Source organism: Synergistaceae bacterium DZ-S4, from assembly GCA_025943965.1.
Lineage (GTDB): Bacteria > Synergistota > Synergistia > Synergistales > Synergistaceae > Caenicola > Caenicola nitritireducens.
Window position 1 is genome coordinate 1 of sequence record JAPCWD010000007.1, and the last position, 21,146, is coordinate 21,146.

Annotated in this window: 22 protein-coding genes; all 22 read left to right on the top strand. The window is 50.4% G+C overall.

Translation table 11 applies throughout. The features are described 5' to 3' along the window. The first annotated feature begins 92 nt into the window (after positions 1-92). The gene (locus OLM33_05575; protein MCW1713140.1) at positions 93-383 is read left to right on the top strand and encodes an RNA-binding S4 domain-containing protein; all 291 of its coding nucleotides are present in this window, start codon (positions 93-95) and stop codon (positions 381-383) included. 26 nt (positions 384-409) lie between these two features. Then, positions 410-1,693, top strand: coding sequence for a phosphopyruvate hydratase (gene eno, locus OLM33_05580; GenBank protein ID MCW1713141.1), 1,284 nt, complete (start codon positions 410-412; stop codon positions 1,691-1,693). Positions 1,694-1,787: 94 nt separating this feature from the next. Then, complete coding sequence (locus OLM33_05585; protein ID MCW1713142.1) at positions 1,788-2,420, top strand: redox-sensing transcriptional repressor Rex; 633 nt, start codon at positions 1,788-1,790, stop codon at positions 2,418-2,420. A gap of 109 nt (positions 2,421-2,529) precedes the next feature. Continuing rightward, positions 2,530-2,946, top strand: a complete 417-nt coding sequence (gene yajC, locus OLM33_05590) for a preprotein translocase subunit YajC (protein MCW1713143.1) — start codon at positions 2,530-2,532, stop codon at positions 2,944-2,946. Between the two features lie 88 nt (positions 2,947-3,034). Then, complete coding sequence (gene secD / locus OLM33_05595) at positions 3,035-4,417, top strand: protein translocase subunit SecD (GenBank protein ID MCW1713144.1); 1,383 nt, start codon at positions 3,035-3,037, stop codon at positions 4,415-4,417. A gap of 16 nt (positions 4,418-4,433) precedes the next feature. Further along, positions 4,434-5,315: a protein translocase subunit SecF gene (secF, locus tag OLM33_05600; protein ID MCW1713145.1), complete on the top strand. Its 882-nt coding sequence runs from the start codon at positions 4,434-4,436 to the stop codon at positions 5,313-5,315. A 126-nt stretch (positions 5,316-5,441) separates the two neighbouring features. After that, positions 5,442-5,813: a LapA family protein gene (locus tag OLM33_05605; protein ID MCW1713146.1), complete on the top strand. Its 372-nt coding sequence runs from the start codon at positions 5,442-5,444 to the stop codon at positions 5,811-5,813. A 1-nt stretch (position 5,814) separates the two neighbouring features. Then, a complete protein-coding gene (locus OLM33_05610; GenBank protein ID MCW1713147.1) occupies positions 5,815-7,473 on the top strand; it encodes a DHH family phosphoesterase in 1,659 nt (552 codons plus the stop codon). A gap of 29 nt (positions 7,474-7,502) precedes the next feature. Then, positions 7,503-9,815 (top strand): bifunctional (p)ppGpp synthetase/guanosine-3',5'-bis(diphosphate) 3'-pyrophosphohydrolase, encoded by a 2,313-nt coding sequence (locus OLM33_05615; protein MCW1713148.1) that lies wholly within the window; start codon positions 7,503-7,505, stop codon positions 9,813-9,815. A 6-nt stretch (positions 9,816-9,821) separates the two neighbouring features. Further along, on the top strand, positions 9,822-10,265 hold the full coding sequence (gene dtd / locus OLM33_05620) for a D-aminoacyl-tRNA deacylase (protein MCW1713149.1): 444 nt from the start codon (positions 9,822-9,824) through the stop codon (positions 10,263-10,265). Positions 10,266-10,272: 7 nt separating this feature from the next. Beyond that, on the top strand, positions 10,273-10,902 hold the full coding sequence (locus OLM33_05625) for an MBL fold metallo-hydrolase (protein ID MCW1713150.1): 630 nt from the start codon (positions 10,273-10,275) through the stop codon (positions 10,900-10,902). A 6-nt stretch (positions 10,903-10,908) separates the two neighbouring features. Further along, the gene (radC, locus tag OLM33_05630) at positions 10,909-11,559 is read left to right on the top strand and encodes a DNA repair protein RadC (GenBank protein MCW1713151.1); all 651 of its coding nucleotides are present in this window, start codon (positions 10,909-10,911) and stop codon (positions 11,557-11,559) included. A 75-nt stretch (positions 11,560-11,634) separates the two neighbouring features. After that, positions 11,635-12,690 (top strand): rod shape-determining protein, encoded by a 1,056-nt coding sequence (locus OLM33_05635; GenBank protein MCW1713152.1) that lies wholly within the window; start codon positions 11,635-11,637, stop codon positions 12,688-12,690. Positions 12,691-12,736: 46 nt separating this feature from the next. Continuing rightward, on the top strand, positions 12,737-13,522 hold the full coding sequence (locus OLM33_05640; protein ID MCW1713153.1) for a rod shape-determining protein MreC: 786 nt from the start codon (positions 12,737-12,739) through the stop codon (positions 13,520-13,522). Next, on the top strand, positions 13,519-13,986 hold the full coding sequence (locus OLM33_05645; GenBank protein MCW1713154.1) for a hypothetical protein: 468 nt from the start codon (positions 13,519-13,521) through the stop codon (positions 13,984-13,986). Before OLM33_05640 ends, OLM33_05645 begins: the two co-directional genes overlap by 4 nt. Beyond that, positions 13,979-15,751, top strand: coding sequence for a penicillin-binding protein 2 (gene mrdA / locus OLM33_05650; GenBank protein ID MCW1713155.1), 1,773 nt, complete (start codon positions 13,979-13,981; stop codon positions 15,749-15,751). Before OLM33_05645 ends, mrdA begins: the two co-directional genes overlap by 8 nt. Before the next feature lie 14 nt (positions 15,752-15,765). Continuing rightward, positions 15,766-16,434, top strand: coding sequence for a septum site-determining protein MinC (minC, locus tag OLM33_05655; protein MCW1713156.1), 669 nt, complete (start codon positions 15,766-15,768; stop codon positions 16,432-16,434). A gap of 12 nt (positions 16,435-16,446) precedes the next feature. Continuing rightward, the gene (gene minD, locus OLM33_05660) at positions 16,447-17,244 is read left to right on the top strand and encodes a septum site-determining protein MinD (protein ID MCW1713157.1); all 798 of its coding nucleotides are present in this window, start codon (positions 16,447-16,449) and stop codon (positions 17,242-17,244) included. A 12-nt stretch (positions 17,245-17,256) separates the two neighbouring features. Next, positions 17,257-17,538 (top strand): cell division topological specificity factor MinE, encoded by a 282-nt coding sequence (minE, locus tag OLM33_05665; protein ID MCW1713158.1) that lies wholly within the window; start codon positions 17,257-17,259, stop codon positions 17,536-17,538. Beyond that, on the top strand, positions 17,531-18,643 hold the full coding sequence (rodA, locus tag OLM33_05670; GenBank protein ID MCW1713159.1) for a rod shape-determining protein RodA: 1,113 nt from the start codon (positions 17,531-17,533) through the stop codon (positions 18,641-18,643). The genes minE and rodA overlap by 8 nt, the downstream gene beginning before the upstream one ends. A gap of 105 nt (positions 18,644-18,748) precedes the next feature. Continuing rightward, positions 18,749-20,533 carry a TIGR03960 family B12-binding radical SAM protein gene (locus OLM33_05675; protein MCW1713160.1) on the top strand — a complete coding sequence of 595 codons (1,785 nt, stop codon included), beginning with the start codon at positions 18,749-18,751 and terminating at the stop codon, positions 20,531-20,533. Beyond that, positions 20,526-21,143, top strand: coding sequence for a TIGR03936 family radical SAM-associated protein (locus tag OLM33_05680; GenBank protein ID MCW1713161.1), 618 nt, complete (start codon positions 20,526-20,528; stop codon positions 21,141-21,143). The genes OLM33_05675 and OLM33_05680 overlap by 8 nt, the downstream gene beginning before the upstream one ends. The last annotated feature ends 3 nt before the right edge of the window (positions 21,144-21,146 follow it).

Consider the following 21,146-nt stretch of genomic DNA (forward strand, 5'->3'; position numbering starts at 1 on the left):
TAGTTTTGGGTTTCATTTCTGCAAGGTTTCTCCTCGTTTTATATAGATTTCTTGCAGATATTATATCTTATAATTACTCATAAATATAGTCTGTGACTGTATTATCCACGTTATTCAGTGACGACTATCTTAAGCTTTCAAGGCTGATAAAACGCAGGACTCTTGCACAGGAGATGGTGGAGATAGGTGCTGTCAGAATAAACGGCAGGACCTGCAAACCGGCTGCAGAGGTCAGGTCCGGCGACATTATTGAGATTGCCTACCCCGGCAGGATAGTGAAGGTAAAGGTGCTGATTTCGGACGAGGTGCAGCTCAAGAGGAACGCCCCGGCTTATGAAATGCTCGAAGAGAAAAAAGTTGACAGGGAAGAACGTCCCTGGTGAATTACCTAAGAAGGGGGTAAGCTTGTATGTCATACATAACCAACGTGCATGGCAGAGAAGTGCTGGATTCAAGAGGATTTCCCACAGTTGAGGTGGAGGTGACCCTTGATTCAGGCATCGTAGGAAAAGCGAGCGTCCCGTCAGGCGCCTCAACAGGAACATATGAGGCACATGAACTGAGAGACGGAGACAGCGGAAGATATATGGGCAAAGGAGTACTTAAGGCTGTACAGAATATAAAAGAGATAATATCTCCGGCATTGAAGGGGATGGATCCGCTAAAGCAGGATCATATTGACAAAGCCCTTATTGAACTGGACGGGACAATGCACAAAAAGAAACTGGGAGCCAATGCGATACTGGGAGTCTCTCTGGCCACGGCAAGAACAGCAGCTTACTCGAAAAACCTGCCGCTTTGGAGGTATCTCGGCGGACTCAACGCCAACCTCCTGCCTGTTCCTCTGATGAACGTGATCAACGGAGGGACCCACGCCAACAACAACCTCAATATTCAGGAATTTCTGATCATACCCCATGGCGCCCCATCTTTTACGGAAGCTCTGCGGATGGGTGCTGAGACCTACCATGCACTGAACCGCATCCTTGCCAAGTACAGCAAATCTACCGGTACAGGAGACGAGGGCGGCTTTGCATCAGACTTCAGGGATCAGGAAGAAGTTCTGGACTTTCTGCTCATGGCGATACGAAGCGCAGGTTATCAGCCCGGCAAGGAAATTTCGATAGGTCTTGACATAGCGGCAAACCAGTTCTACAACAAAGGCGCTTATCAGTTTCACGGCAGTGACTACAAGTATACTGCGAGCGAGCTTATTGACATTTACGAGCTGATATGTGAGAAGTATCCGATAATCTCGATAGAAGACGGACTTGCCGAAGATGACTGGCAGGGCTGGATAGACATGACCAAAAGATTGTCGAACAAGATACAACTGATCGGCGACGACATATTCGTCACTCATACAGACAGGCTCCAGCTTGGCATAGACAGGGGCGCGGCAAATGCTGTGCTTGTAAAGCCCAATCAGATAGGTACATTGACTGAGACCCTCAAGCTTGTTGAAATGGGCCGACGCGGCGGATACAGGACCATAGTATCCCACAGGTCGGGAGAGACTGCAGACAGTTTTATAGCGGATCTTGCTGTAGCCACGGGAGCCGGACAGATCAAAGCAGGAGCGCCGAGAGGCATAGAACGTCTCAGGAAGTACAACCGGCTGATACGAATAGAGGAATCTCTCGAAGGACGGTCGCATTTTGCCGGGACAGATTTCCCCATTTGTAGAAAATGACAGGGACAAAGGGAAAAGGCAGCAACAGGCAGGGACAGTTTCTGTTTTGATCATTCTATAATTTTTTACCAGCATAAACCAGGAGGTGCGTTGTATGAAGGTGGCAGAACCGACCGTCGAGAGGCTTATCCAGTATTATCGGCTGCTGATCCAGATGAAGGAAGAGGAACGGAAGGTCGTATCATCGCTTCAAATAGGTGAGATCCTTGGAATAAAGGCAAGCCAGGTGCGCAAGGACCTCTCATATTTTGGAGAGATCGGCAAAAGAGGTGTCGGGTATCATGTCAACCGCCTCTGCCTCCATATAGAAAATATACTCGCCTCTCCAAAGGTATGGAAAGTAGCTCTCGCCGGAGTAGGAAACCTTGGTACAGCGCTTATGGGACACGCTGCATTCCAAAGCTACAAGTTTGAAGTTGACGCTCTTTTCGACGTAGACCCAGAAAAGGTCGGGCACGAGATAATGGGTGTCCGCTGCTGGCATGTAGATGAGATAGCAAAGGTGATGGAAGAGCGTGGTATTGAAGTTCTGATCCTCGCAGTCCCGGCCTCCGCCGCCCAGAATTGTGTTGATAAGGCCGTGCTGTCCTCATCCCTTAAAGGGATACTTGCCTTTACGCCTGCAACAGTGGTCGTGCCGGAAAAGATCCTCTTTTACAGGGTGGACATTTTCGTGGAGCTTGAGAAACTCCTCTTCTTCCTTAAAGAAAGAGAAGAAAAGCATTAGTGCATTTTATTACACAAAGGGCTTAAGTCATGTTAAAATAACCAACGTTACTTTTGACCCAAAAATTCGATTTATATAAAAATAAAATATATGTTAAGGAGGAATTGATTTGGGCGGACAGCAGGGCGGACTTGTAGGCATGATGCTTCCTCTCGCAATGTTTGCGGCGATTTTTTATTTCATGATTATTCGTCCGCAGAAGAAAAAACAGAAGGCGCATGAAGAAATGCTCGCAAGCATCAGCAGAGGTTCTACGATTATCACGGCAGGCGGTTTTTTTGGAATAGTAAGAGAGATCCTTGATGACAGCTATATCATTGAGCTTGACGAGGGAGTAAAGGCAAGGATACTCAAGAGCTCTGTATCAATGAAGAAGACAGACGGTTCATCAGATGCCAGGCCAAAGAAAAAGAAAGTCAAAAAGGATGAGATCCCGGCTGAAACAGCTGAAGAGCCGGTAAAAGAGACCGCAGTGGTCGAGGCGGAAGCTGAAGAATCAAAAGATACAGAAAAGGAAGAGGCCTAGAATCTAGTCTCAAATGTAGCAGTATGTTTATACGGAGAGGACGACCAGCTTGTCCACTCCGTTTTCTTTGCAAGGAGGCGCTTTCTCTATGGTAAAAAGAGACAAATGGCGGTTGGGTTTTATTCTGACAGTGATACTCATTGCCGCATACATAGTTTTCCCCATACAGGGCAAAGTCCGTTTGGGACTGGACCTCAGGGGTGGTGTTCACATAGTTTTGCAGGCGAAAGGTACACCTGGAAATCCCGTAACGCCGGACAGCATCGATCGACTCCTTGCAGTGCTCAGGAGCCGTATCGACCAGTATGGGATCGCTGAACCTGTGATCCAGAAACAGGGAGATGACCGCATTGCGGTAGACCTGCCAGGCATAGAAGATCCGGAAGCGGCCCTTGACCTTATAGGAAGGACCGCTGTACTGGAGTTCAGGCAGGTACTTGGAGAATCTCCGAGAGTTCCCGCTGAACCTGTACGCTCTAACTATGACAGTGACGAACAGTTCCGGTCGGCGCAGGATCGCTGGCAGCAGGCAAAGAACGAGGTCGATGGATATGTCAAACAAATGGAGGAAGCTGTAAAAGCGAACCCGGACATAGTGGTCGGCAAGGGTGAAGACGGCGCAGCTTATCTTTTGGGCAAGGCTTATGTCACCGGCAAGGACCTTACTAAGGCTGACACGACTTTTGACCAGTTTGGCAAAGCAGCCGTATCCCTGAAATTCAACTCAGAAGGCGCCAAACTTTTTGATGAGGCAACTGCGGCCAATGTAGGCAAGCAGATCGCCATAGTGCTCGACGGGGTCGTGATATCCGCTCCTGTCGTCCAGCAGCGTATCTCCGGAGGAGAGGCACAGATAACTGGAAAGTTCTCGACTCCCGAAGCAAACAGGCTTGCCATAATGCTGAGGGCAGGTGCGCTTCCGGTAGCTGTTGAGATCCTTGAAAACAGATCTGTCGGTCCGACCCTCGGTGCAGACTCCATAAATGATGGTATACGCTCCGGACTTGTAGGTGCTGTCCTGGTGGTCATGTTTATGGTCATTTATTATGGTTTCCTGGGGCTGGCTGCCGATCTGGCTCTCTGTGTAGCCATGCTGCTTGTGATGGCAGGCCTCATCTTCCTCAGATCTACTCTTACTCTTCCGGGGATCGGCGGTATCATCCTGACTATAGGAATGGCTGTCGACGGCAACATTCTCATATATGAACGCATGAAAGAAGAGCTTGCATCCGGCAAAACTCAGATGGCAGCTCTTGACGCAGGTTTTAGGAAAGCTCTGGTCGTAATACTGGACTCTAATATCACTACTCTGATCGCAGCTGCCGTGCTCTTCTATTTCGGAAGCGGACCGATCAGGGGATTTGCAGTGACTCTGAGCATCGGTGTTATTTCAGCTGTTTTCTGCAATGTTATAGTTACCCGGTCGCTGCTCGGTGTTATGCTTTCACACCGGAAAATGAAAACGCTATAGGAAGGAGGCGCTGTTAATGGTTGCTTTTAATGCTTCGAAACTTAATTTGCCATTCATGAAATACAGGATGTACGCCATTCTGATCAGCCTCGTTTTTGTGGCCTTTTCCATTGGTCTGGTAGCTTTTAAGGGGCTTAATCTCAGTGTAGACTTTACCGGAGGCCTTGTTCTGCAGGTCGAATTCTCTTCTCCTGCGGAAGTTGCCGAAATACGTTCCAGCCTCAGCTCGATTGGGCAGGGGCAGGCGATAATCCAGGCTTATAACAAAAATGAGATCCTGATACGTTTCCAGGCTCAGGATGAAGAGGTCAGAAGAGAGGTGCTGGAGAAGCTCAAAAATGACTTCGGCGACCTTAAGATCCTCAAGATAGACAAAGTAGGGCCTGTTGTGGGCAAAGAACTCAGGGCTCAGGCAATTATTGCACTTTCGCTTGCCCTGGCCGGCATTCTTACTTACATGGCTTTCCGTTTTAAATTTCGCTTCGGGATAGCTGCTGTCGTTGCACTTCTGCATGACACGCTGATAATGCTGGGAATGTTCAGCTTCACCGGCAAGGAAGTGTCAGTCTCCTTCATTGCTGCCATACTCACGGTGGTGGGATATTCTCTCAACGATTCCATCGTTGTGCTCGACCGCGTAAGGGAGAACTGGGCTTCGGCAAAGACTAAAGGGATCCTTGAACTTGTGGACCTGTCAATAAACCAGACTCTGGCAAGGACTATAAACACATCTCTGACCACACTGCTGCCTGTACTGGCAATGTATTTATTCGGCGGAGAGGTGATCAGCAATTTTGCGTTTGCCTTCCTTGTCGGGATAGTCGTAGGGACCTATAGTTCGATATACATTGCGAGCTCTATCGTCGCCGAATGGTATCTGCGCTCTCCAAAATTTTAATATCATTTTTTGTTCTAAGGGGGGGGCTTACGCCCCTCTTTTTTTTGTCTTTTTATCATCATTTTGTTGTATTATAGATAATCAAACAGAAAGCATTCTGATCGCTTGCCTATGAGGAGGGGTTTTATGAAGAGCTATATACTAGCGATAACGGTTACCATGTTCCTGTCCGCACTTTTTGCTTTCCAGAACATTGGTGACGTCACAGTCAGGTTTCTTGTCTTTGAATGGGTCCTCCCGCAGGGGGTCTGGGAGGTCCTTATCTTCTGTGCCGGCGCTGCGATAATGTGGATATTCTCAATATTCTCCATGTTTGAGGTTAGAGGCAAATACAAGAAAGAGCTTAAAGCGAAAGATGAAAGGATAGCAGCCGTCGAAAAAGAAAAAAAGACTATACTTGAATCTGTGGCAGCAGCGAGAAGCCCTCTGCCCATAAGCGAGGATGCCGGCCTTACACATAATGCCGAGGAAAACACTTCGGGCGGAACGGTCGAGTAGTTTGGTAGTATTCTGTTCGAAAGATGAACTGAACATTTACAGACCGGGTCGGACAGCGGCAGACATAGCTGCGCGCCTTGACTGCTCTCTTTTCCAGGCTGCACTGCTGGAGATGAGGGGAGTGACTTCGGAGACAAGTGATTCTGTGATAAAAAGCTGGATATCTCCGGACATGGAGAGCATGCTGGACTCACTGGATCTAGGTGAGACCAATTCGCTCGCTGTTGGTGTGTTCCGCTCTTTGAACGAAAGATCTGACGTTGTCGTATACGGAGACTATGATGTCGACGGGATCTCAGCTACTGCTTTGGCTGTTGAAATGGCTCTGCACAGGAAGGCAAGCGTAAGGTATTTCATCCCGCACCGGTTCAATCAGGGGTACGGCCTTCACTCGGATGTAGCAACAACAATAGCGAAGAGAAAGTGTGACCTTGTGATCGTCGTTGACTGCGGGACCCAGGATGCCGAATCCGTCAGACTGATAAGAGACAGCGGCATTCCGGTAGTGATCCTCGACCACCATCTGGCTGAGGGAGAACTTGCCGTTTCGGACACAATGGTAAATCCCCAGATCGGCGGCGATATCACGGCCAAAAGGCTTTGTGCGGCCGGGGTCATTTGGTGCTGGGCATGGCAAAATGAACTTCTTCCCCGGGAAAGGCTGCGAAAACTACTTGACCTGGTCGCGCTGGCAACAATTGCCGATTGTGTATCGCTTGCTTCGCCCCTGAACAGAGTCCTTGTCCAGGGAGGCATGGATGTACTCAGGAGAGCTCCGAGACCAGGCCTTGCAATTCTTATGGAAAAGCTTGGCATTATTCCTTCCGCACTTGATCCGGAAGATCTTGCGATGAAGATCATACCATGCCTTAACGCGGCGGGCAGGCTCTACTTTGCAGATCTTGCAGTGAAAATACTGTTTAATGCCGAGGATCTTTCCGATAAGGTCGACAAGATAATAGAACTTAACAAAAAAAGAAGAGAACTCTCCTCAAAGATCCTCGAGCAGGTCGACGGGGAACAGGCAGAACCTTACCAGTATGTACTGACTGACAAAGACTGGTCCGTAGGTGTACTCAGCAGCGTGGCGAGCAGGATATGCAGCGAGAGGAACGCTCCTGTCGCTCTCGTGGCTGCTGTCGGCGACATAATGAGGGGTACCCTCAGGATGCCTGCCGGAGGTGATGCTGTCGGTATACTTAAGACACTTGCTCCCATGCTGAACACGTGGGGAGGTCACCGTCTCGCCGCAGGCTTCAGCGTGAAGACCGACAAATGGCAGGAAGTCAGGGATGAGATGGAAAGGATGCTCTCGAAGGTCAAGGTGTCAAGCGACAAGGAAGATCTTCTGTACTGGATCCCATCGGAACTTGACCTCAAGGCATGGTACGAAGCTGAAAAGCTTGGACCTTTCGGAATGGATAATCCATGTCCGAAGCTATATTCCCCGTACAGCGGCAGCGTAAAGATCATCCCGCTTGGCAAAAATGGAAAACATGTAAAGATCGATCTGGGCGAGTCAACGCTCCTCGGCTTTGGTGCGGCGGATATCGTAAAGGACAGGGAAGGCCTGATGGGGTGGGTATACAGACCGCGTGTGGATACATGGCGTAATGTGACATCCCTCCAGCTTGTGCTTGAAAAGATGGTTACAGCATAACTGCTGTTGAATGGCACGGTGGTACTTAAATGAGCGAAGAGAACAAACCGGGAATAATAAATGTGCGTTCTGCCCATATGTCGGGAATAAGCAGAAAAGAAGAGGGCGGACTGAGCGAAAAAAACTGCAGATCTCTTATGGAAGGGTACTGGGGACGCATACCCGAGTCTCAGCGTGTCTCAACGCTCAGGCTGACATGGCAGGACCTCTGGACTAAAATTTCAAGATACCTTTCCAGGGAAGATGTGATCGCCATAGGTGAGGCCTTTGTATTCGCTGCGGAGTCACATGGGGGTCAGATGAGGTACAGTGGTGATCCCTATGTCGTACACACCGTATCTGTTGCAGCGATACTGGCAGGGATGGAGATCGACCGTGAGACGATAATCGCTTCGCTGCTGCACGATGTCCTTGAAGATACACAGGTGACTACTGAAGAGCTTCGTGATAAATTCGGACAGGGCGTTGTCACCCTTGTAGACGGGGTAACCAAACTTGGCAAACTTCCTTTTAAGACATTTGAAGACTATCAGGCCGAAAACCTGAGAAAAATGTTTGTGGTCATGGCGAAGGACATCAGGGTCGTCCTTATCAAGCTGGCCGACCGTCTTCATAATATGAGGACCATCTCCTCCCATAAAAGGGAGAAACAGATCACGATCGCCAGGGAGACCCTTGAGATATATGCTCCCCTTGCGCACCGTCTTGGTATATACCAGGTAAAGAGGGAACTAGAGGATCTCTCTTTTCGTATCCTTGATCCCGAGATGTACTATGACATAAAACGCAGGGTGAGAAAAAAACTTCCAGAGCGTGAAATGATAATTAAAGAAGCTATGGATATCCTCTCCCAGAAAATTGAAGAAGATGGTCTTGAGGCCTCCATAAAGGGGCGGCCCAAACACTTTTACAGCATATATGAAAAAATGAGGAGAAAAAACCTTTCGCTTGACCAGCTTTACGATCTTCTGGCTCTAAGGGTCATAGTAAAAAACGTAGCTGACTGCTACCAGGTCCTTGGGATAGTACATACCATATGGAAACCTATTCCGGGCCAGTTTGATGATTATATAGCCAACCCAAAGAGCAACCTTTACCAATCCCTTCATACGACTGTGGTCGGTCCTGCCGGTGAGCCTCTGGAAGTGCAAATAAGGACATGGGAGATGCATTCTCTTGCCGAGTATGGGATAGCCGCCCACTGGAACTACAAAGAGGGCGGCCGGAGAGTGGACCATCTTGACGAAGGGCTCACATGGATAAGAAAAGCCCTTGAGGTAGTGCCTGAAGGTCAGGAAGAAGAGGGGGTAAGCTCCCAGTTTCTGGACAACCTGAAAACAGACGTCCTCTCAACAGAAGTATTTGTCTTTACTCCCAAAGGAAATGTGATATCAGTACCAAACGGATCCACTCCTATAGATTTTGCTTATGCCATCCACACTGAGATAGGGCATAAATGCGTTGGGGCTATGGTAAACGGGAGGATCGCCCCGATGGATCATGTGCTGCAAAACGGCGACATCGTACGAATACTGACTTCGCCTCAGGGCAAACCATCGCGCGATTGGCTCAAGATAGCAAAATCGACAAGGACCAGGAGCAAGATAAAGAGCTGGTTTCGCCAGCAGGACAGGCAGGAAAGAGAAGAAAAGGTAAGGAGGGGCAGGGACCTCCTTGAAAAAGAGGCTCTGAGAAGGAACCCCGGAGCGGAAAATCCGCTTGAATCGCTCTCTCCCCACCTAAGTCAGGTAGCCAGAGAGATGGGCTATCTCAACACTGAAGAACTCATTGTTTCTGTGGGGACAGGAAGCCATACAGCCGCCAGCATACTTGGCAGGATATCATCCGACACAAAACAGGCTCCGGAACCTATCCCGGCCCAGGCACCTGCTCAAAGGAGCGAAGCCGACTCTGAGATAGTTGTCGAGGGTGCCTCGGGCGTTCTTGTCTCGCTTGCCCAGTGCTGCCGTCCGGTTCCGGGCGACCAGATCATCGGATGTGTGACACAGAGCAGGGGTATAACGGTACATCGCAAAGATTGTGCTAACATAGACAAGGCCGACCCCAACAAGCTGATAGTTGTATCGTGGGGCAGACTAAAGGACCACCGATACACAGCGAGGATAAAGGTTGAGGGCATTGACAAGCCTACTCTCTTCGGAGAGATAGTTCAGGCCATAACGGCGATGGACGGAGTGCTTGTGGGTATAAGGGCAAACGTTGTGAACAATTCAAGAACAAGGGTAGCTGCCGATGTCCAGATAAAGGACCTGGAGCATCTTTACAGAATAATAGCGAGGCTCAATACCATATCGGGAGTAATAGAGATAACCAGGGGGTGATCATGTTTGAAGGCACTGCTGCAGCGCGTCGACAGGGCAAGCGTGACTGTCGGCGGCAATGTGACAGGGAGCATAGGGAAAGGTCTGTGCGTCTTTTTGGGTGTTGCCGAGGGTGATACCCAAAAGGACATCGCATGGCTTGCAGATAAAGTTGTTAATCTGAGGATATTCGATGACGAGTCAGGTAAAATGAACAGGTCAGTCATTGACGAAAAGGGAGAGATACTTATAGTATCCCAGTTTACGCTGTGCGGAGACTGCAAAAGAGGCAGGCGGCCGTCTTGGACTAATGCCGCTGAACCGACTGAAGCCAACAGGATGTATGAAAAATTCGTCGGAGAGATAGAGTCAAGGGGAGTAGTTGCAGCCACAGGAGTTTTCCAGGCTCTGATGAAGGTTGAGATATGCAATGACGGTCCCGTTACTCTGATGATAGACAGCAGGGAGTGAATGAAGCATGAAGATCAAAAGGTTTGCCCTGGGGGCTCTTTGGACAAACTGTTATGTCATCAGCGACGCAGGGGGCGAGGGTATAGTTGTCGATCCCGGAGGTCCTGCGGCTGAGGTCGAGAAGTATATCAGAGATAACGACATCAGGCTCCACTGGATAATTCTGACCCACGGACACGGCGACCATATAGGAGGCGTATCTGAACTCAGGAACCTCTCTGAAAACGGGATAGCGATACATACGGAAGATGCAGACTGTCTTGTCGACGCAAACAGGAACCTCTCTGCCTTCATGGGTGCCTCTGTAGAACTGACTTCAGCAGATAAAAAGCTGAGTGAAGGTGATATCCTGAAAGTCGGCAACATGAATGTCAGAGTCATCCATACGCCGGGACACACGTTGGGTGGGATCTGTCTCCATGTCACAGAAGGTGAGGAGGAAGTTCTGATATCCGGAGACACTCTATTTGCCCGCTCGATCGGAAGAAGCGATCTGCCCGGCGGAAATGAGGACGTGCTTATCGATTCGCTGAAAAAATTGTCTGATCTGCCGGAGAAGATCAGAGTCTTCCCCGGACATGGGCCAGAGACGACGATAGGCGCTGAAAAACTCTACAACCCATACTGGCCGAGATAGGCCGGAATGAAACTTAAAGATCTGCCTGAAGAGGAGAGACCGAGAGAGAAGCTTCTTGCCCACGGAGCAAATTCTCTTTCTGTGGTTGAACTCCTGGCTGTACTTCTGAGAACAGGAAGAAAGGGAGAAGATGTGCTTGAGTTCTCCGCCTCGATATTGAATGATTGGGGAGGACTTGAGGGGCTTTGCCGTGCGGGGGCCAGGGAGCTTATGACTGAAAAAGGTCTCAATTCATCAAAAGTGGCAACAGTGGCAGCAGTTATTGAACTGGGCAACAGGATCGCCTCCCTTGGAGGAAAAGAACGGGTCCGGTGGGAGACAAGGCTGGAAATGATAGCGAAAGAGGTCCGCTTCTGTGACAGGGAGATGATCTGGGCGCTCTTTCTGGATGCCGGAGGAAAGGTGCTGGAAGAAGAGAAGATATCCTACGGGGGTCAGAGCGGTGCCTATCTGGATATCCCTGTTTTCTACAGAAAGGCTGTCAGAATAAATGCATACGGCGTCGTACTGCTCCATAACCATCCTGACGGAAGCTGTTCTGCGAGCAGAGAAGACATAAACATAACCGATCATCTTAGAAAGGGTCTTGATTTTCTCGGTGTGGAGCTTTTGGGACATTACATTGCAGCGCGGGGGCGACTTACCCAAGTTCCATGATGCGGTCCGCGCTTTTAAATGAGATAATATACATGGATGTTTTTTTCAGGGAAATTTTTGAAAGCAGGTGGCAGGGTGTTGAAGTTCAGACCGAACTTGTTCAATTATGAAATTGGTATAGACATTGGTACAGTAAACACGGTCATTTTCATGAAGTCCAAAGGTGTGGTCGTCAATGAGCCTTCAGTCGTTGCTGTGAGGAACCTCGACAGAAAGGGCCAAAAAGAGATAATAGCCTTTGGTACGGATGCAAAAAAGATGATCGGGCGTACCCCGATAGGCATCAAAACCATCAGACCCCTTGCCAACGGAGTCATCGCCGACTTTGAGATGACAGAGCACATGATCAGGCATTACATGAAAAACCTGACAGGAACTGGGAAACTCTTTTCATACCCCAAAGTTGCGGTATGCGTTCCCGCATGTGTGACCGAGGTGGAAAAGAGGGCTGTCGTTGAAGTGACACTTGCTGCAGGAGCAAAGGAAGCGATAGTTGTAGAAGAGCCCCTTGCTGCTGCAGTGGGCATAGGGATAGCCATAAACGAACCCCAGGGCAACGTCGTTGTCAACATGGGCGGCGGGACCTGCGAGGTAGCGGTTATATCCCTGGGCGGAATAGTCGTCAACCACGCAGTTAGGGTGGCCGGAAACTCGCTCGATGAGGCAATAATATCTATGATGCGCCAGAATTACACCCTTGCCATAGGCGAGAGTACTGCTGAGGAGATAAAGATGGCGATCGGCTCAGCACTCCCTATGGAACAGGAACTGACGATGAACGTCAAAGGGCGGGACCTGGTAGATGGTCTTCCTAAGGTGGTCACATTAAGCTCTGTTGAGGTAAGAGAGGCACTGGAACCTGTCGTTGCTCAAATTGAAGACACGATCCGCTCCGCTGTGGAGCAGACGCCTCCGGAGCTTGTAAGGGATATAGTGGACCAGGGGATAGTTCTTTCAGGGGGCACCGCTCTCCTGAGAGGACTGAGCCTCCGTTTCTCAGATGCGCTCAACGTACCCGTCCACGTCGCTGAGCAGCCCCTTTTCTCTGTGGCGCTTGGATTGGGGAAGATACTGGAGACACCCACGGAGAAGACCAAGGTTTCAATAACGATAGACAGACAGGGCAGCTGAGCAAAATTGCACTGTCTTTTCAAGCAGTTTTGGAGGTGCTGTCAGAATGAATATTCTGGACAGGGAGCTTAAGCCATGGCTGCACGGTGCAGTATCTGTGCTGCTTGGTTTTTGTGTGCTTTGGGCAATGATAACTTTTCCTGAACTGCATTTCACTCTCGTGGACGGAGTAAACAACGCACTTTACTATCCTGAAAAACCCGCGATGGAGCTTAGGAATATAGTTAAATACAGCAGTAACTGGGTACTTGAGAGGTCAAGCCTCCAGGAGAAGGTGACCAGGCTTGAACTGGCCAACAGGGTCATGTCGGAAGAACTCCAAAAGGCCGGAATAAAAGTTTCCCCTCTTAAAGAGGGCAAAATCACCGCAAAGATCACGCTCCGTTATCCTGATGACTGGTGGCAGGGTTTCAGGATAGATAAGGGCAGCAGGGACGGCATCAAAGAGGGCGCGGCGGCAACGTCGGAGGGTTTTCTGATCGGCCGTGTCACAAGGGTAGCCCCGAACTACTCATGGGTGCACATGATAACATCTTCTTCATTCCTTATAGCGGCAGCAGTTGACGAGACCCGCGATCTCGGGGTAATAAACGGCGATGACAAGGGGAATCTCACTCTTCTATATGTCCCGGAGGAGAGGGGACTTAAAGTGGGGATGGGAGTCTCGACATCCCTGATGGGCAAGCATGTTCCTCCCGGTATCCCCATAGGAAGGATAATAGGTGCAAAGGAGAGCAAAGACGGTTTCAGGCCGGTGATGATACAGGCAGGCGCTCATCTTACCCAACTTTACAGCGTTGAAGTCTACACGGGCGAGGAGAAGAAAGAATGACCTGGCTGATTGTGATTTGGTTTTTACAGGATTTTGTCCAGGTCTTTCTGATGGGGTTTTTTATCGTTCCCAATATTTTTCTTATGATGCTGCTGTTGATGTCTCTTTTGCCGGCGACGAGGAAAGAGAGGCAGATCATCATTATCTGGGCGGCTTTTGCGGGAGGCCTGATATGGGATTTCAGGTGGACCAACCTTCCCGGACTCACAGCTGCCCTCAATGCAGGCCTTGTGGCTGCCTCATGCTGGGTATGGCAAAAAATTCCCGCACAGGGGAGGACATCGGTCTTTTTTGCAATTATCCTACTGGCCTCTGTACTTTTCTCGGGATCCGTCCATTTTGCATTGTGGACAGTGTCGAGCCAGGTGGCTCTAAGACAGTTTTTTGTACAGCAGCTTCTTGGGGTGCCCCTTGTGATATTATTCGCGCTCATCTATTGGAAGGTATCGGAGAGGAATGTCTGACAGACAGGCCCGTTTCAGCATTGACAGGAGGTTAAGGTTCCTCCAGTTCGTAATTTTGATAACAGTTGCGCTGCTTGTTATGAGCCTTTTTTTCTTCCAGGTGATCAAGGCGAACGAGTACGTCAGGCTTGCATCGCAAAACAGGCTCAGGATAATAAGGATGGCGCCGCCCAGGGGTACGATCACAGACTCAAAAGGCGCACCTCTGGCGGTGAACGTAAGGACTTTCAGCGTTAACGGATATCCTGTCGACCTGCAGAAGGAGGGGAACCTCAAGCTCGTTTCCTCCGTCCTGATGAGAAACGGCATACCGATAGACGAAGAGGAACTTAAAAAGCTGATCGAAAAACAGTATTCCGCGCCCTACAGGGCGATAACCGTGGCGTCCAACCTCACCTTTGCACAGGCCGCGGAACTTATAACAGACAGGAATTTCAGTGAAGCGCTCTTCCTGACTCCCGTATGGAAGAGGACATACCCGGCAGGGAATTTTACCGCGCACGTGGTCGGTTATGTCTCAGAAATAACGAAGGATGAGCTTGAGGCAAAAAAGGAGAGCCTGTACCGAGGCGGCGACATGATAGGCAAGAACGGGATCGAAGCCTGGTATGACGAGGACCTTCAGGGTTTACCGGGTGAGGAGGTAGTCGAAGTCGATGCCAGGGGAAGGAAACTGAGGGACATATCCTACAGCCCGCCGCAAAGAGGAAGCGACACGGTCCTCACTATCGACCTTGCCGCACAGCGTTACGCAGCCGAACTCATAGGTAACTTCCGGGGAGCGGTCGTAGCGATGGATGTCAACGACGGTTCAGTAAAATGCCTTTATTCATCTCCCAGCTACGATCCCAACCCTTTCACGTGGGGCATCTCCAACAAGGAGTGGGCGGCCCTGAACGACCACAAGGAGAGGCCCATGATGAACAGGGCAATATCGGGCGCTTATCCCCCGGCTTCGACGTTTAAGATCGTTACGGCTTCATCCGTACTGGAGAACAAGGTGGCAACTACGAGCACGACGGTCAGGTGCCCGGGATACTTTGAGCTTGGCGACAGACGGTTCAGGTGCTGGCAGAGATCGGGACACGGGACGGAAAATGTGATGAAGGCATTAAGGGATTCATGTGACGTCTACTTTTACCAGACAGCCACATGGCTCGGCATAGACAGGCTGATAAGGACTGCAGCCAAGTACGGTGTAGGAGAGAAGTCCGGAATAGACCTTATCGGAGAAATTTCGGGTACTATTGCGGGGCCTGAATGGAAAAAGGAGAGGGTAAAGGAGAACTGGTACGGAGGGGACACCGTGAACTATTCGATAGGGCAGGGTTACGTTCTTATGACTCCGATCCAGCTGCTCAGAGCCTATGCGGCGATAGCCAACGGAGGCAGGCTTCCCAAGCCAAGGATAAATTCGAAGGCTGTTCCTGAATATAGGAAACTTGAAGTGTCACCTGAAATAATAAAGATAATGCAGGAAGGTCTTCTTGAGGTCACGAGCACCGGTACGGGAAGGCGGGCAAGTTCATTTGGGATCCAGATCGCCGGCAAGACGGGAACGGCGCAGAATGCCCACGGTGAAGACCATGCCTGGTTTGCCGGGTATGCCCCTGCTAATGCCCCCCGTTATGCTGTAGTGGTCATTGCTGAAGCAGGCAAGGGCGGAGGAGCGGTCGCGGGTCCGATAGTAGGGAAGATGCTCAATTTTCTTATAAATGGAAATAAATATGTTGAACCGGTCCCGGTCAAGCCTAAAACGGAATAGGGGTGCATTGGGAAATGATGATCCATCTAAAGGGTATACAGACGGGGATATTGCGATGCGTAGTCCCCGAAGAGCTCAGCGAAAAAAAGATACTTGAAGAATTTGAGGAGCTCACAGTAAACGCAAAAAAATTGCTTGACGGAAGCAGTGTTGTGATGGACCTTCAGGGCAGAAATTTCGGTGCCGCGCTGGTCGCCAAGATATGGAAATACTTCATTGAGCCGACGGGATGTACGGTCATCAGCTGGGCTGTAACAGATCCTGAGACATCATCGGCCCTTTCGCGGCTGGGCCTTACAGTCGGGGAGACGAATAAAAGGCCGCGCCAGGAAAGATCTGCAGGCCGCAAGGTACCTGGGGCACTGTTATATACATCGACGCTCCGCGGAGGGCAGAAGATAGTCCACGAGGGAGATGTGATCATCACAGGTCATGTGAACGTCGGGTCAGAGGTATCAGCCGAAGGGCACATCATTGTTCTGGGAAAACTTCAGGGGCTGGCTCATGCCGGTTATAGGGGAGATGAGGCTGCCTCGGTCTCAGCGAGATCGTTCGAATCCGGGCAGGTAAGGATAGGACGCAAGGTGGGACTTATAGACAAGAGTTCGGACATATGGGGAAAATCAGTTGTGATAACCGTAAACAGGGACGAAGTGCTGCTCACTGAGTGGCCTGCGATATAGGGGGATGAAATAATGGACTGCAGGATAATAGTCATAACATCAGGCAAAGGCGGCGTCGGAAAGACGACGACGACCGCAAACCTCGCCGTTGCTCTTGCAAACGAGGGATACAGGGTAGTAGCTATAGACGGGGATGTTGGACTCAGAAACCTCGATGTGATAATGGGCCTTGAAAACAGGATAGTATATACCCTTGTGGATGTCATAGAGGGGACCTGCAGGCTCAATCAGGCCATGATAAGGGACAAGAGGACGGAAAATCTCTACATGATCCCGACAGCGCAGTCCAGAACAAAGGATGCGGTATCATCGGAGCAGATGCTGGAAATATGCGGACAGCTCAGAAACGAGTTTGATTTCGTCCTCATCGACAGTCCGGCAGGCATAGAGGCAGGGTTCAGGAACGCTGCTGCAGGTGCCGACGAAGCACTGGTGGTAACTACTCCCGAAGTCTCGGCGGTCAGGGATGCAGACCGGATCATAGGACTCCTGGAGTCTATGGAGAAGGCCCCGATAAGCCTGATCATAAACAGGATAAAACCTGAGATGGTAAAGCGGGGGGAGATGCTGGCCATCCAGGATGTACTTGACATACTCGCGGTAGACCTCATAGGCGCCGTACCTGATGACGAAAGCGTGGTCACTTCCTCCAACAAGGGAGAACCCCTGACATTTTCGAACGGTTCTCTGGCAACTAAGGCTTTTTTAAACATAGCAAAGAGGATCTGCGGCAATGAAGTTCCCTTTATGGACCTTTCAGGCAATCAGAAGGGATTTTTCTCTTCCCTCAGAAGAATTTTCGGCAACTAGGAGGCAAATGCGATGTTTAAATTCCTAACACGTCTCTTCCCGGGAGAAAAAAGCGGCGATGTTGCGAAGGAGAGACTCCAGCTTGTCCTGATACACGACCGCAACGACATTGCACCCGAGAAACTGGAGGCTCTTAAGGTGGACATGGTACGTCTCCTGAAAAAATACCTGGAGATCGACGAAACGGGTATAAAAATGAATCTTGAAAGGCGGAGCAGGTCAGTCGCACTGGTAGCTGACATACCGCTTAAGAGCTCTCAAAAGCAAGTAAGGGGAAGGAAGAAGAATGGCTGAAAAGAGCGGCAGCAGCTGGAGAGATATCAGGTCCAACATTGACCTGATAATGCTTATCGCAGCCACAGCCCTCTTTTTTCTGGGTATAGCCGCGATATACAGTGCCAGCCCGAACAAGGCCGTCACTTTCTCCTCTTATGCCGTACGTCAGCTGATGTGGGGGTCCATAAGCGCTGTCGTATATATCCTGATATTGAGGATCGGTTACCGGAAGTTTCTTGATCTTGCAGGACCGCTCTTCCTGCTTATGATATTCCTTCTTGTTGTTCTGCTTGCGGTGGGCTATACCACTAAAGGAGCCCAAAGCTGGTTCAACTTAGGCGTCATGCGTTTTCAGCCGTCCGAGACAGGAAAGGTGATACTTGCACTCGTGCTGGCACAGGTATGCTCGAAGATGCCGCCGACCGACATCAAGGGCATATCTGCTGCCATGGGACTCGCCGGGATGATGATAATACTGATACTTCTCCAGCCCGACCTTGGAAGCTCTCTGGTCTATTCGGTAATGCTCTTTGCGGTACTGACAGCGGCAGGTGCGCCGGTCAAATTTCTTTCCGGCATAGTAGTCTCAATGCTGGCTATGCTTCCCGCGGCCTGGGTGTTCCTCAAGCCTTACCAAAAGATGAGGCTTATGGTCTTTCTGGATCCTACCATTGACCCTCAGGGAGCAGGGTATAATGTTATCCAGTCAAGGATCGCGGTCGGATCTGGGGGGCTCTTTGGAAAAGGATTCCTTCACGGAACACAGGGCAAGCTCCATTTTTTGCCGGAACCGCACACGGATTTTATATTCAGTGTTTTTTCGGAAGAATTCGGCTTCATAGGGTGTTCGGTGGTGCTGCTTCTTTTTACCGTGCTGCTTTTGAGGATGCTCAACGCAGCATACTATACCCGTGATACGAGAGGAAAGCTGCTTGCTGCGGGAATAGTGGCGTGGATTTGGTTTCAGATAACAGAAAGCATCGGCATGAGCATGGGACTGCTGCCCATCACGGGGCTGCCTCTCCCCCTTTTCAGCTATGGAGGAAGTTCGCTGCTCGCAGTTGCGATCGCGCTGGCACTTGTACAAAGCGTTGTTATAGTATCGAGAGAGGGCAGATTTTAGTTTGAAATTACGCGGCCCGGACATTATACTGCCCGGAACCAGTAAAATTTAGAGAGCGGGAATATCCCTGATGAGAGGTTTTCCCGCATCAGGAGGATCTTCAGCATGCTGTCAGAAAATGGAACCGACCCTCGCAGAGCGATCCTTGCATCGGTCAAAAGACCGTCAAGGTACACGGGCGGAGAGTGGGGAAGCGGCCCGGTAAAAAGCTCGGATCAGGATCTGGTCAGAGTCTGCTATGCCTTTCCGGATGTATATGAGGTCGGGATGAGCTATCTGGGGTACCAGATACTCTACGGACTTACCAGGTCCCTTCCGTTTGCCGATGCGGAAAGGGTATATGCTCCGTGGCCCGATATGGAGGACTCGCTGAGATCATCCGGGACAAAGCTCTGGGCGCTTGAGAGCAGGAGGCCGGTGTCGGATTTCGATGTTCTGGGCTTCACGCTTCAGTATGAGCTGTCCTACACAAACATCCTGACAATTCTCGACCTTGCAGGTATTCCTTTCCGTTCCGAAAACAGGAGCGGCAAGGATCCGATAGTGATAGCCGGAGGACCGGGTGCACTGGCCCCCGAACCGATGGCGCCGTTCATCGATGCATTCTGCGTAGGAGACGGAGAAGTGCTTGTTCCCGATGTGCTGAGGGCGATCCATGGGATGAAGGACAAAAGCCGCGAGGAGAAAATATGGGCGTTATCAAGGATCGAAGGTGTCTACGTTCCAACGGTAAGGCAGAATAAGCCAATTATGAGAAGGATAGTCGAAAACCTTGACTCCGCCTTCTATAATACAGATATGATAGTGCCCAACACCGGGATAGTCCACGACAGGATAGCTGTACAGGTATTCAAGGGCTGTACCAGGGGATGCCGCTTCTGCCAGGCAGGGATGATAGACAGGCCTGTAAGGGAACGCAGCGCGGCATCAGTTGCGGATCAGGTCGAAAAACTGCTAAAAAACACCGGATGGGAAGAGGTCGGACTGCTCTCTCTGGCAACCTGCGACTGGAGCGAAATGGGAGAAATACTTAAAAAATTTGGTCCTATGCTGAAAAACAACCAGATAAAGCTAAGTCTTCCGAGCCTCAGGGTAGATGCGTTCTCCGTCAATATGGCGGCTGAACTGGAACCTATACGCAAGGGCGGACTCACTTTCGCGCCCGAGGCCGGCACTCAGCGTCTCAGAAATGTGATAAACAAGGGAGTAACTGACGATGACATCGAATTGGCACTGGAGGCAACTTTCTCTCATGGCTGGGACAGGGTCAAGCTCTACTTTATGATGGGACTTCCGACGGAGCGGGAAGATGACCTCGCCGGAATACACGAGATCTGCAACAGGGCAGTCTCCATAGCGAAAAAACATAAGAGAAGGGGAGATGTCAGCGTCTCCCTTGCGGGTTTTGTTCCAAAGGCACACACTCCCTTTCAGTGGGAAGCCCAGCTTGACCGCCAGACCCTCAAAGAAAGGGGCAGGTGGGTCAAGAACAACATCAGGAACCGCAAGGTCTCCATATCTTACCACGAGCCCGAACAGACCTACATAGAGGGCGTCTTTGCCAGGGGGGACTCAAGACTGGCGGATGCCGTGGAAGAAGCCTGGAAAAGGGGAGAGCGCTTCGACGGATGGTCCGAGTATTTTAATTTTGAAAGATGGATGGGGGTCTTCAATGATCTCGGGATAGATCCGGACTCATACGCATGCAGGGAAAGAGGCATCGATGAGATCCTTCCATGGGATCATATCGATCCCGGTGTTTCAAGGTCCTTCCTTCTGGAAGAGAGACATAGGTCCCTTGCAGGGGATGTGACACGGGACTGCCGGGAAAGCTGCAATGCATGCGGCTGGCAGGGGAGGACATCTGTGAAGGGTTGCTCAAATGGCTAGGATAAGGATAATATTCGAAAAAAAAGGATGGATCACTTTTCTGAACCATCAGGACCTGCCGGTCCTCTTTTCAAGAGCAGCAAGGAGAGCAGGGCTCTTGCAGGAATTTACGGAAGGCTTTTCTCCGCATCCCAGGATCAGCCTTGGCCCTGCACTGGCTGCCGGAGTAGAAGGATCGGATGAGCCGGCTGATTTCTGGTTCAGCTTCTGGGATGAGGGCTATGTTGAAAGATGGAACGAAAAGTTGCCCGAAGGGATCCGCATAGTTGACCATGCCGAAGTTGAAGGACCTTCTCTGTCAAAACTGGCCTCGGCGGCCACATACAGGATCAGAGGTGCAGGCTTCGAACTTGAAAGCCGTGCCCTCAGCGTGCTTCGGAGCGAGGCTGAGAGGACCGGTATACTGTACGGGGATGCCCAGGACAAAGATTCCGTGATCCTCACTGTAGGGGATCTTGAACACTGCGGCGCCGGCAATCTTGTAAGGAGCCTCAGGGATGAGGGTATATGCGAAGGATGGAAAGATCTCTACATTGTCCGCGAATGCGTAGGCACATGGGATGTCGCTTCAGGCACCGTAAGGCCTCTCATTCGATGCCGGGAGGTATGAACG